Source organism: Brevundimonas sp. SL130, from assembly GCF_026625805.1.
In the GTDB taxonomy this organism is placed as follows: Bacteria; Pseudomonadota; Alphaproteobacteria; order Caulobacterales; family Caulobacteraceae; genus Brevundimonas.
Genome location: NZ_CP113064.1, coordinates 1,176,596 through 1,188,234, shown reverse-complemented (window position 1 = coordinate 1,188,234; position 11,639 = coordinate 1,176,596). Strand labels below are relative to the sequence as shown.

General features: G+C 66.9%; 15 protein-coding genes. 3 read left to right on the top strand and 12 right to left on the bottom strand.

The features are described from left to right. The first annotated feature begins 338 nt into the window (after nt 1-338). Both OU998_RS05925 and OU998_RS05920 read left to right on the top strand, forming a co-directional pair. Nucleotides 339-662 carry a hypothetical protein gene (locus tag OU998_RS05925; protein ID WP_267515900.1) on the top strand — a complete coding sequence of 108 codons (324 nt, stop codon included), beginning with the start codon at nt 339-341 and terminating at the stop codon, nt 660-662. A 132-nt stretch (nt 663-794) separates the two neighbouring features. Continuing rightward, nucleotides 795-1,265: a DUF6789 family protein gene (locus tag OU998_RS05920; RefSeq protein WP_267515899.1), complete on the top strand. Its 471-nt coding sequence runs from the start codon at nt 795-797 to the stop codon at nt 1,263-1,265. A gap of 76 nt (nt 1,266-1,341) precedes the next feature. Here the strand turns inward: OU998_RS05920 and OU998_RS05915 are convergent, their stop codons facing one another. The 5 genes from OU998_RS05915 to OU998_RS05895 all read right to left on the bottom strand — a co-directional run bounded on the left by OU998_RS05915 (nt 1,342) and on the right by OU998_RS05895 (nt 3,858). Then, nucleotides 1,342-1,857, bottom strand: coding sequence for a F0F1 ATP synthase subunit B (locus OU998_RS05915; RefSeq protein ID WP_267515898.1), 516 nt, complete (start codon nt 1,855-1,857; stop codon nt 1,342-1,344). Next, nucleotides 1,857-2,429 carry a hypothetical protein gene (locus tag OU998_RS05910; RefSeq protein WP_267515897.1) on the bottom strand — a complete coding sequence of 191 codons (573 nt, stop codon included), beginning with the start codon at nt 2,427-2,429 and terminating at the stop codon, nt 1,857-1,859. Before OU998_RS05910 ends, OU998_RS05915 begins: the two co-directional genes overlap by 1 nt. A 68-nt stretch (nt 2,430-2,497) precedes the next feature. Continuing rightward, nucleotides 2,498-2,722: a F0F1 ATP synthase subunit C gene (locus OU998_RS05905; RefSeq protein WP_008261286.1), complete on the bottom strand. Its 225-nt coding sequence runs from the start codon at nt 2,720-2,722 to the stop codon at nt 2,498-2,500. Between the two features lie 56 nt (nt 2,723-2,778). Continuing rightward, nucleotides 2,779-3,564, bottom strand: a complete 786-nt coding sequence (locus tag OU998_RS05900) for a F0F1 ATP synthase subunit A (RefSeq protein WP_267515896.1) — start codon at nt 3,562-3,564, stop codon at nt 2,779-2,781. Between the two features lie 6 nt (nt 3,565-3,570). Next, on the bottom strand, nt 3,571-3,858 hold the full coding sequence (locus OU998_RS05895; protein WP_267515895.1) for an AtpZ/AtpI family protein: 288 nt from the start codon (nt 3,856-3,858) through the stop codon (nt 3,571-3,573). Nucleotides 3,859-4,168: 310 nt separating this feature from the next. Here OU998_RS05895 and ispH point away from each other — a divergent pair, with 310 nt between their 5' ends. Beyond that, on the top strand, nt 4,169-5,140 hold the full coding sequence (gene ispH / locus OU998_RS05890) for a 4-hydroxy-3-methylbut-2-enyl diphosphate reductase (protein WP_267515894.1): 972 nt from the start codon (nt 4,169-4,171) through the stop codon (nt 5,138-5,140). Here ispH and OU998_RS05885 read toward each other — a convergent pair. From OU998_RS05885 to OU998_RS05855, 7 genes are all read right to left on the bottom strand, one after another. Beyond that, on the bottom strand, nt 5,112-6,674 hold the full coding sequence (locus OU998_RS05885) for an ATP-binding protein (RefSeq protein ID WP_267515893.1): 1,563 nt from the start codon (nt 6,672-6,674) through the stop codon (nt 5,112-5,114). The genes ispH and OU998_RS05885 overlap by 29 nt on opposite strands. A 121-nt stretch (nt 6,675-6,795) precedes the next feature. Beyond that, nucleotides 6,796-7,455, bottom strand: coding sequence for an SMC-Scp complex subunit ScpB (gene scpB, locus OU998_RS05880; RefSeq protein WP_267515892.1), 660 nt, complete (start codon nt 7,453-7,455; stop codon nt 6,796-6,798). 156 nt (nt 7,456-7,611) lie between these two features. Next, complete coding sequence (locus OU998_RS05875; protein ID WP_267515891.1) at nt 7,612-8,433, bottom strand: segregation and condensation protein A; 822 nt, start codon at nt 8,431-8,433, stop codon at nt 7,612-7,614. A 54-nt stretch (nt 8,434-8,487) separates the two neighbouring features. Further along, nucleotides 8,488-9,537: a beta-N-acetylhexosaminidase gene (nagZ, locus tag OU998_RS05870; RefSeq protein WP_267515890.1), complete on the bottom strand. Its 1,050-nt coding sequence runs from the start codon at nt 9,535-9,537 to the stop codon at nt 8,488-8,490. Beyond that, entirely contained in the window at nt 9,534-9,731 is a 198-nt protein-coding gene (locus tag OU998_RS05865; protein WP_267516725.1) for an SPOR domain-containing protein, read from the bottom strand. Before OU998_RS05865 ends, nagZ begins: the two co-directional genes overlap by 4 nt. Continuing rightward, on the bottom strand, nt 9,659-10,345 hold the full coding sequence (locus OU998_RS05860) for an SPOR domain-containing protein (RefSeq protein WP_267515889.1): 687 nt from the start codon (nt 10,343-10,345) through the stop codon (nt 9,659-9,661). Before OU998_RS05860 ends, OU998_RS05865 begins: the two co-directional genes overlap by 73 nt. An 81-nt stretch (nt 10,346-10,426) precedes the next feature. Further along, complete coding sequence (locus OU998_RS05855) at nt 10,427-11,617, bottom strand: deoxyguanosinetriphosphate triphosphohydrolase (RefSeq protein WP_267515888.1); 1,191 nt, start codon at nt 11,615-11,617, stop codon at nt 10,427-10,429. Nucleotides 11,618-11,639 lie beyond the last annotated feature (22 nt).

The window sequence follows — 11,639 nt, the reverse complement described above, 5'->3', positions numbered from 1 at the left end:
ACAATCAGATCGCCCGTTTGAGGGGGCGGCGGTTAGGCAGGACTGGCTCCGATCGTGTCCGCAAGGCAACAGTGGAAGCCTTTGATCAATCATGACGAAAGCTTCACATCTCAGCCACGGATCAGCCATGGACACACGGCCTTAATGTGAATGTGGCAGGTTCGCCACGGTTGCTCATTCTCCGCTTCAGCGGGGATAGGCTGGCCGTGACGATCGTTGTCACTGGGCCTCCTCCCTCCTCTTCGTCTGGCGCCGACTTGACCTTCGCAACCGCGATCCGCCTTCCGTCGTTCCGATCGCGCAGCCGCCCGCTGCGTGTGTTGAAACGCTGGGCGCTTATGGCTGGCGGGCTTTTCGTGGTTCTGCTGGGCATTCTGATCGCTCCCCTGCCCGGCCCCGGCGGCGTGCCCGTCATCGCCGTCGGTCTGATGCTCATCCTGAAGAGCTCGTTCTGGGCCAAGCGTCAGTTCATCCGCGCCCAGTACGCCCGCCCCAAGTGGGTCTATCCCTTCCGCCGACTCATGCGGAAGAAGCCCGAGTTCGCGCCGGTCTTCTGGCAGCAGGCCCTGCGCGCGGAAAAGATCGTGCTTAAGAGGCCCCGCCGTCGCCTGATCCGGGCGCGGAAGAGGTTGCGCCGGTATTTCCGCAGGCTTTTCCGTTAGTTCAGCGGATATATCGCGGTTGCGTTGTTGCAACTGCTAACCACATCATCGTGAACGCCGTTCTCCCTCTACAGGCGTATCGTACGCGGGCGTTATCAGAGAACCACCAATGCGTTGGGAGGCGCTAAGGTCATGATGTCACGCGTACAAAAGGGCATGATTGCGGGTCTCGCCGCCACCATCGCCGTTTCCTTGCTTGAAATACCCAATCTGTTCCTCAACTGGTTCGATCCATTCCAGGGGGTGATCGCCACCATGATCGGCATGCCCGGCAACATGGCCGTCGGCTGGGCGATCCATGCCGTCAGCGGCGTCTTCATCCTGGGGCCGCTGTTTGGGATTCTGTGTCCCCGCCTGCCCACCGACACCCCGGAAACCAAGGGCATAGTCTTCGCCGTCGGGGCCTGGGTGGTGATGATGGGCGCCATCACGATGTTCGGCGACTACCGCACCTTCACCGCAGCGGCCGGCTTCGGCACCTTCGGCTGGTTGCTGATCACCCATGCGGTGTTCGGCATCGTGCTGGGCAATGTCTATGCCCGACTGGTGACGCGCGAGAGGCGGCATGCGGCCGATTTCCTGAACGGCGCCACCGCCCACTGACAGCGGTCAACCGAAATAAGAAAAGGCCCCCAGCGACGCCGGGGGCCTTTTTTTCGTTCGGCTGAGCCAGCCGTACTCAGTTCAGGCGATCGCCGATCTGGGCGATGGCGGCGTCCAGCAGCGGGTCCTTGGCGCCGCCGGCGAGGCGGGCGGCCAGGATCTGTTCCGCAGCCTTTGCGGCCAGGTCGGCGGCGGCGGCCTTGACCTCGGCCGAGGCCTGGGCCTCCGCCTGGGCGATGCGGGCCTCGGCCATCTTCTGGCGACGGGCCAGGGTCTCTTCCAGCTTAGCCTTGGAATCGACTTCCAGACGACGGGCGTCGGCTTCCGCCTGGGCCATCATCTCGGCGGCCTGAGCCTCGGCCTCGGCCTTCTCCTTGCGGATCTGGGCCAGAAGGGCTTCTGCCTCGGCGCGCAGGCGGGCGGCCTCGTCCAGGTCGGCCTGGATCTTGGCGCCCTTGGCGTCCAGTTGGGCGGCGGCGATCTTGGGCACGCCGGCGGCGATCAGGATGCCGAAGAAGATCAGCAGGCCGATGCCGACCCAGATCTCCGCATTGGCGAAGCTCCAGATGCCGTGTTCGAAGATCAGGTTCATCAGACGGCTCCCTTGGCCGTAGCCACCTCGGCCGCAGTGGCGGCCTTGCCGGTCAGGCGCTCCACCATGGCGGCGGCGGCGTCGGAGGCGATGGTCGCGACATTGGCCATGGCCGCGTCGCGCGTCTTGCCGATGGCGGTCTCGGCCTCGGCGATGCGGGCGTTGACGACGGCTTCTTCAGCCGCCTGACGGGCGTTGGCGTCTTCGGTCACGCGCGCCTTGGCGGCGGCGGCCATGGCGCGGGCGTCGGCGCGGGCCTTGGCGACCTCGGCCTGAGCCTGGGCGGCCTGTTCGGCGGCCTCGGCCTGGACCTGACGCGCGGTGGCGACGGCGTTGGAAATCGTATCGGCCCGTTCGCCCATCACCTTGCGAAGGCGAGGCGCGAAGACCTTGGAGACCAGAACGTACAGGACGACGAACAGGATCAGCAGATAGCCGATCTGGCCCGCCCAGTGTTCGAACTGGAATTGCGGCAGGCCGCCCGAGCCGTGCTCGGCGGCGGTCGCCGTCTCGGCGTGCAGGTCCGCTTCGACCGAAGCGGGAAGCGCGTCGTTGGTGTGGGTGCTGGCCATGAACCGTCTGCTGCAGAATCAGATGAAACGGCGCGCGGGCGAACCCCGCGCGCCGGTATCGGCTGATATCAGCCGAAGATCATCAGGATGCCGAGCACGAAGGCCAGGATGCCCAGGGCTTCGGCCAGGGCGGCGCCCACGAACAGGTTGCCGACTTGGCCGGCGGCGGCCGACGGGTTGCGCAGGGCGCCGGCCAGGAACTGGCCGAAGATGTTGCCCACGCCCAGGGCCGAACCGATCATGCCCAGGGTGGCGAGACCAGCGCCGATGTACTTCGCGGCTTCAGCGTCCATGATTGTATTCCTAGATTAAGTCGTTGGTGGTTGGGGTGAAGAGACTGGTCCGGCCCTTAGTGGGCGTGGTCCAGGTTGACCACATCATTCAGATAGATGCAGGCCAGAACGGCGAAGACGAAGGCCTGAAGGAAGGCCACGAGAAACTCAAGCGCGGTCAGGGCGACGACCATGCCCAGCGACAGGGCCGCGACCGGGAAGGCCAGCAGGCCCACGCCGCCGCCCAGGCCCAGCAGGCCCAGGGATACGACGAAGCCGGCGAAGATCTTCAGCGCGACGTGGCCGCCCAGCATATTGCCGAACAGACGAAGCGCCAGGGTGACCGGACGAAGCAGGAAAGAGACGAACTCGATCAGGCCGACGATCGGGCGCAGCGCCAGCGGCGCGCCCATGGGCCAGAACAGCTTGAAGAAGCCCAGGCCGTTCTTGACGAAACCGACCACCAGAACCAGACCGAAGGTGATCAAGGCGAAGGTGACGGTGATCGCCAACTGCGACGTCGCCGTAAAGGTCAGGAACAGCCCCAGGATGTTCATGCCCAGGATCATCACGAACAGGGTGAAGACGAACGGGAAATACTTCCGGCCTTCGTGACCGATGATCGAATTCGCCAGATTGTCGATCAGGCCGAACAGACCCTCGCCTGCTGCTTGCAAGCGACCGGGCACGATCTGCGCGTTCGACGTCACGGCGGCCAGGAAGCCGACAATCACGACGAATGCGACGGTCATGGCGATGTGCGAGTTGGTCACGGCCAGATCGACCGTTCCCAGCACAGGCAAGGTCACGTCAGGAAGGTCGAAGACCTTCTGAATCTGAAACTGATGAATCGGATCGGCCATGAAGCCCTATCGTTCCCCGTCTTCGTCGGCCTCGACGTAAGGCTCGGCCGAAGCCGAAATCCCCAACGCCTTGGCCTGCGCCATCAGCCGGTTGGCTGTGCGACGCGCCATGTAAATCGACAAGGCGAAGCCCAACAGGACCCCGCCGATCAAACCCCACGGACGGGTCCCGAAGACCCAGTCCGCGATGAAACCCGCCGCAAGACCCACAAGGACGCCGCCGAGAAGCTCGGCGATGATCTTGTAGGCCTGACCCGACACCTGATGGCCGGTCAGCTCGGCGGATTTCTCCACCGCTGTCCGCGCCTCCAATGCGGATGCGCTGTCTTGGAGGCGTTTGATCGCCTCTTCGCGCGATTCCGACATAGGGGACAGGACCTGTGCGTTCAGCGCTCAAACAATGTGTTCGGGCGGGTCTGAATTCGGCGCGGAAACTAATCGTGAGCGGCCGGTTGGTCAAGGCGTCGTGATCGGAAGCTAAATCTTTGTTCGGCTTGACCTTTCGTCCAGAACAGCATGACCGTGGCGATGCGTCGCTGTCTGAGGGCGGGGATTCGCTCGCCCCGCATGGCGATATGACGCGCGAACGACTAGGTTGGCGGCCATGAACATGCACGTCCCCTCCCCCTCGCCCGAACGCCGCCCCATCGCGGTGCGGCTGGCGACGCCGCGCGGCTTCTGTGCGGGCGTGGACCGGGCGATCCAGATCGTCGAGCGGGCCATCGAGAAGTTCGGCGCCCCCGTCTATGTGCGCCACGAGATCGTTCATAATCGCCATGTGGTCGAGCGGCTGAAGGCCATGGGGGCTGTGTTCGTCAAGGAACTGGACGAATGCCCGGACGACCGGCCGGTCGTCTTTTCCGCCCACGGGGTGCCCAAGTCGGTGCCCGCCAACGCCCAGGCGCGCCAGCTGCTGTTCCTCGACGCCACCTGCCCCCTGGTGTCCAAGGTCCATGTCGAGGCCGAGCGTCATCATGCCGCAGGACGCCACATCATCCTGATCGGCCACGCCGGCCACCCGGAGGTGATCGGCACCATGGGCCAGTTGCCGCCGGGCGCCATCAGCCTGATCGAGACCGAGGCCGACGCCGAATCGTTCGAACGCCCCGGCGACGCCCCCTTGGCCTATGCGACCCAGACCACCCTGTCGGTCGATGACACGGCGGGCATATTGAAGGTGCTGAAGCGGCGCTTCCCCGAATTGCCCGATCCGCACAAGGAAGACATCTGCTACGCCACCACCAACCGCCAGGACGCGGTCAAGGTGCTGGGCGAGGGCTGCGAACTGGTGCTGGTGGTCGGGTCCAAGAACTCGTCCAACTCGGCGCGGCTGGTCGAGGTGGCGATGCGCGCCGGCGCCCGCGACGCCCGGCTGGTCGATGACGCCTCCCAGGTGGACTGGAGCTGGTTCGACGGGGTTCAGACGGTGGGCGTCACCGCCGGCGCCTCGGCCCCCGAACCGCTGATCGCGGCCCTGGTGGACGCCATAGCCGAACGGTTCGACGCCACGGTGACCGAGGACGGCGGCGCGCGCGAGACCGTGACCTTCAAGCTGCCGCGGCTTCTGACGACCTGAGCGCGGGCGCCAGCGGCAGGGTGACGCGGAACAGACTGCCGCAGCCTGGGCTGCTTTCGACCTCGATCCGACCGCCCATCAGCCGCGCCAGACCATTGGCCGCCGTCAGGCCCAGGCCCAGGCCTTCCGCCTTGCGGGTTCTGCTGTCGTCGCCCTGGGCGAAGGGGTCGAACAGAACCGCGGCCTCGGCCTTGGTCATGCCGGCCCCCGTGTCCTGAACTTCGAACGTCATACCGTCGCGGACCAGGACTCGCACGTTCACCGCGCCGGATTCGGTGAAGCGGATCGCGTTGTGAACCAGGGCGCCGAGCAGTTTTTCCAGGTGAACGGCGTCGCCCAGCCATTCGCCCTCCGGCGCCTCCACCTTGAGCGAAACCCCCTTCGCCGCGGCGGCGGCCCGATGATCATTGTATAGGCTGCGTAACAAGACGGAGGGGCGGAACGGGCGTTCGTCCAGCGTTACGGCGCCGTCTCCCAGGCGGACGACGTCGAGCAGATCCTCGATCAACCTCAGTTGGCGATTTCCCGCCTCCTTCAGAATATCCAGACGCTCGCGCTGCCGATGGGTCAGCGCGTCCTGGCCGAGGACTTCAGCCATGCCGAGGACGCCGTTCAGCGGCGTGCGCAGCTCATGGCTGACGTTCGACAGAAAACGGCTCTTGGCCGCGTTCGCCGCCTCGGCATGCTCCAGGGCGGCGGACAGGGCCGCCTCGGACGCACGTAGACGACGCATGTCCGAGAACATTCGCCACATCAACAAGCCGCCGCTCGCAGCCAGCACGGCCATCATCAACAGCAGAAGCGGAAGGGCGTGGGTAAGGATGCGATAGCCGGGGTGATCAGGAGTCCACACAATCTGGCCGAGCCGCGCTCCGTTCGCGTCGAGGATGGGGATGCCCGCCATGCCATTCGGGGGCTCGGCGCCCGTCGAAAACCGGACATCCGTCTTGCCCATGCGGGTACGGATCCATTCCACCTCGGCGTCGAAAGGCTTGAAGGAAGCGATCATGGGGTCACCGCCGGTCGCCGGCCCCGCCGAGGTGTGACGCACGACGGTCGACACCGCCACGATATAGACGGCGCCGTCCACCCGTATGAAGCTTGCATTGACCAGGGCTGCCGCCCTTCCATGGGTCGAACGGTCCCGCGCCCGGGCCTGGGCGGCGAGTTGGTCGATCAGGGGGCGGGCGGCGCGCTCCATGGGGTGGGTCTCGCCGGAGTGGGAGAGCCCATCGGCATGGTTGGCGCGCAACATTTCCCCCGAAGCATCATAGCTGAATGTCGCCAGATGCCCGTGACGGCCTGTATAGACGCCCCCCACAAATCGATCGAACCATTGCGCTGCGGTCGGCTTGCTAAGTTCGCGCACCGCTTCGTCCCAAACTGTCACCGGCTCCAGATCCTCGCCTGCGGTCTCGACGATGCGGGCCAGCCTGAGGCCGACCATCGACTGATCACGCTCGCGCTGATGGTCGTCGATTCCCCTGCTGACGATGCTCAGCACGCCGATCATGCCGACGACGACAGCCAGCATCAGCAAAGCCACAAGCCGCAAACCTGTCAAATCTGACTTCACGCAGCATCCCCCGAGTACAGCCCTCAGCAAACATCAGGGAGGCGTTCCGCCCCGTTAATGCAATTATACGGGGTTACCCCTAGTTGCCGACGAAATCCTGGGCGAACTCGGGCGCGTCGTCGTCGATGACGGGGCCTTCATCCTCGGCGGCGTCGCTTCGGCCCGGATCGGGCAGTTCGAACCCGACCGGCAGAGACAGATCCAGAAGACCTGCGGCCTTCATCTCCTGCACGCCGGGAAGATCATACAGGCTGGCCAGGCCGAAATGCTCCAGGAAGCGGTCGGCGGTGGCATAGGTGACGGGCCGCCCCGGCGTGCGCCGACGCCCGCGTAAGCGCACGAACCCCATCTCCAGCAACAGGTCCAGCGTGCCCTTCGACAGGGTGACGCCCCGCACGCTTTCGATCTCGGCGCGGGTGACGGGTTGGTGGTAGGCGATGATGGCCAGGGTCTCGAGCGCGGCCCGCGACAGGCGACGCGGCTCCTCGCGCTCCTCGGTCATCATGAAGGCCAGGTCCGCCGCAGTACGGAACCGCCAGCGGTCCGCGACGCAGTCCAGCTCGACGCCTCGCCCCTCGTACCGGGCGCGCAGCCCCGACAGGGCGCGGGCGACATCGGCGCCCTCGGGCAGACGGGCGGCGATCTCGGCGGCGCTCAACGGACCGGCGGCGGCGAACAGCAGGGCCTCGACCCGGCGCTCGATCTCGCCGTCGTCGGGTTGGAAGGACAGGTCAGACATCTATTCTGCTCCCCCCAATTCCGTCATCCTCGCCCTTGTGGCGAGGATCCATACTCCCGGTTTTTCCGAAGGTGCGCCCATGCCAGACACCGGGCGTATGGATCCTAGGGACAAGCCCTAGGATGACGGAGTGATAGGATTGAGCAGGCGCAATTCTCACGGCGTCAGCTCCAGCGGATGCCCATCACCGCGCCGCTTCAGATACAGGTCCGCGAACGGCGCCGTCTGGCGGATGTCCATCGCCCCCTCCTTCACCAGCTCCAGACTGGCCGACAGGGTGGACGCCGTATAGCTGGCCTGGCTGGGCCCCTCGTCGCCGCCGCGATGGGGCGCCACCTCGTCCAGCGTGGTCCAGTCGGCCAGGCGGGGCATGATCTCGCGCAGCCAGTCGCGCGCCGCCTCCAGCGGAAAGGCCTCGACCCGCTGGCCGGGCGAATAGCGCCGCGCGCCCTCGCGCCGACGCTGGGTCACATAGGCGCTCATCAGCTCATACAGGCTGGCGTCGATCCGGTCGGACGGAACGATCACCGTCGCCTCGGGGTCGCCTCGGGTGAAGACGTCGCGCTTCAGCTGGGGCCGGGCCAAAAGCTGATCCACCGCCTTGCGCATGGCCTCCAGCTTTTGCAGCCGGAAGGCCAGGGCGGCGGCCAGGGCCTCGGCCGGCGGCTCCTCGCCCTTGTCCTTTTCGGTGCGCGGCAGCAGCAGTCGAGACTTCAGATAGGCCAGCCAGGACGCCATCACGAGATAATCCGCCGCCAGGGCGAAGTTGCGCCGCCGCGCCTCGTGCACGAAGGCCAGATACTGTTCGGCCAGCCGGGTGATCGACAGTTTCAGCAGATCGACCTTCTGCGTCCGCGCCAGGGCCAGCAGGACGTGCAACGGCCCCTCATAGCCGTCCAGATCGACGACAAAGGCCTCGCGCTCCTCGACCTCGGCGACGGCCGTGAAATCCAGATTGGGCTGAAAGGCGTCGGTCATTTTTGTTGGCCTACCGCGCTTCGCGCTGCTTGAGGCCGGTAGAGGCTACACGGGTCATGCCTGCGCCTCGCCCACGTCCGGCCCCTTGGCGGCGTCCGTCTTGCCCGCCATGGCGCGGAAGAAGCGTTCGTGGGCCGCAACCGGATCGAGGGGTTCGGGAACGCGGACAATCCGCGCCATCGCCGCCTCGGCCCTGGCCCTGGCCTTGCCCTTCAGCCTGCCCGTCGCCTCGGCCACATCCTGCATCTCGGCCAGATCGCCATTGCAGTGAAGCACGACGTCGCAGCCCGCTTTCAAGGATTGATGCGCCCGCTCGCCCAGCGACCCGCTCAGGGCCTGCATCGACAGGTCGTCGGTCATGATCAGGCCGGCAAAGCCCAGATGCTCGCGCATCATCCGCACGGCCTTCTTCGACTGGGTGGCCGGGCGTTTCCGGTCCACGGCGGTGAAGACGATGTGCGCCGTCATCGCCCAAGGCATGTCCGACATCGCCTTGAACGGCGCAAAGTCCCAGGCGTCCAGGCTGTCGAAATCGGCGTGGACCGTCGGCAGGTTCTTGTGGCTGTCGGCGAAGGCGCGGCCATGGCCCGGCATATGTTTGATACAGGGCAGCACCCCGCCGGCCAGCAAGCCTTCCGCCGCGGCCCGACCCAGCAGCGCGACCGTCGCCGGATCCTGACCATAGGCGCGGTCGCCGACGATGTCGTGGGCGCCGGGCACAGGCACGTCCAGCACCGGCAGCAGATCGACATTGATCCCGACCTCGCGCAAGTCGTGCGCCATCAGCCGCGCGCCCAGCCGCGCCAATTCGCGCGCGTCCATCGGGTCGTTCGTCGCCTTCAGATAGGCGTTCCCCGGCGGGTATTTGGGCCAGTGCGGCGGCCCCATCCGCTGGACCCGCCCCCCCTCCTGGTCGATCAGGATGGGGGCGTCGGCGTCGCCGATGGCGGCGCGCAGCTCATCCGTCAGGGCCCGCACCTGTTCCGGGCTGTCGATGTTGCGCCGGAACAGGATGAAGCCCCAGGGACGCGTCTCGGCGAAGAAGGCGCGTTCGTCCTCCGTCAGCCGATGGCCCGCACACCCGTAGATCGCAGCGGAAGTCACCGAACGATGCAATCCCGTCCGGCGGCCTTCAAGGCGTTGCAGAAGGCGACCGCCCGCTCGCGCGACAGGCCCGTAAAGGTGGTGCGGTACAGGGTCGAGCCGCTGGACGAGGTCACCTCGGTCACGCGCTTCTCGGCGCCCGACGCATATTGGCCGAAGCGTCCGGCGACGGCGGCGTATTCCCGGTCGGCGATCTCGGTCGAGGAGAAGGCGCCGATCTGGACCGAGGCCGAACCGCCGGCGGCGGCGGGGGCGGTCGGGGCCGGAGCGGCAGGCGTCGGGGCCTCCGTCTTGGGGGCCGGCGTCGTCGGACGGGGCGCGGGGGCAGATGCAGCCGGCAGGCCCTGGCCGGTGGGGGCGACGACGGGCGGCGCGGCCGGACGCGGCTGGGCGCCTCGGGCGGCGGGGTGAAGGTCACAGGAGCGTCGGTGGTCTCGGCCTCGTCGCGATACACGCGGACGCCCGCCGCCGGATCGACCGGCTGGGCGTCGATGGGGGCGGCGGTCTTCATCTCGCCGACGGGCTGGCCCACAGCGGGCGGCGCATCGGTCGAGGCGCGCATGCCGGACCGGTAGAAGAAGATCACCGCGATGATCAGCACCAGCAGGATCACGGCGCTGACGATCAGGGTCACCGGCGGCGACTTGCCCCCGCCCGACCCGACATTGCGGCCGCCGCCGCCGCCGGCGCGCGGATCATAGGAATTGCGACGGAACGGCAGGTCGTCATCGGTCGGGGGCGTATAGGCGCCCTGTCCCGGACTCTGTCCCGGACTCTGGCCCGGTCGGTTGTCGTCATCAAAAGACATGGTCGCGCTCCGCCGTTCTGTCCGACGCGGCGAATCGGCGCGTCGAACGGTTAGTCTAACGCCCCGCCGCCGTCTTTCGAATCACAGATCGAGGGCTAGGTCGAGGCTGAACAGTTTCTGGTGGACTTCTATCGCATAGCGGTCGGTCATCCCGGCGATATAGTCGCACACCGCGCGGGCCCTGGCCGTCCGATCGTCGGTCGCGGCGGGCACGCCCCACTCCGGCGGCATCACCTCCGGCTCGGCCATGAACAGCTCGAACAGTTGCGACAGCACCCGCCGCGCCTGGCTGCGCGTCCGGTTGACGCGGTAGTGGCGATACATTCGCTCGAACAGGAATTTGCGCAGAATGGCCAGGTCCGCGTGCATGCCGCGTGAGAAGTCCACCAGGGTCCGGCTCGCCGTGCGCACGTCCTCGGTCGAGCCGATCCGGTCCTCTTCCAGCCGCCGCGCCGTCTCGGCCAGGACGTCCTCGACCATGACCCCGATCATCCGCCGCACGGCCTCGATCCGCAGCATCCGGTCGTCGATGGCGGGCCAGTCGCGCCGCACCTGCGCCAGCATCGGCCCGATCAGGGGCACCGGGTCCAGATCCTGAAGCGTGATCAGCCCGGCCTGCACCCCGTCGTCCACGTCATGGTTGTTGTAGGCGATGTCGTCGGCGATGGCGGCGCACTGAGCCTCCAGCGAGGCGAAGCCGCCCAGGCGCAGGTCCCAGCCCGCCTCCCCGCCCGTCCGGTACGGCCGCACCACGGACCAGGCCGGCTCGTCCAGCCGGTGCGACACCGGGCCGTTGTGCTTGATGACGCCCTCGACCGTCTCCCAGCTCAGGTTCAGCCCGTCGAACTGCGGATAGCGGTTCTCCAGCTCGGTGACGACGCGGAAGCTCTGGACATTGTGGTCGAAGCCACCGTGGTCGGCCATCTGGATCACCAACTCGTCCTCGCCCGCGTGGGCGAAGGGCGGATGGCCCAGGTCGTGGGCCAGGGCGACCGTCTCGGCCAGGTCGTCGTCCAGTCTCAGCGCATGGGCCAGGGACCGCGCGATCTGCGCCACCTCCAGCGAATGGGTCAGGCGGGTGCGGTAATGATCGCCTTCATGCGCGACGAAGACCTGAGTCTTCTCTTTCAGACGCCGAAACGCCGTCGCATGGATGATCCGGTCGCGGTCGCGCGCAAAGGCCGTGCGGGTCCGGCTGGGCGGCTCGAAAAAGCGGCGGCCCAGGGTCAGCTCGGCGCGTTCGGCGTAGGGGGCGAGAGGTGTCTGGCTCAAGTCATCAACTTTGAAGCGGCTT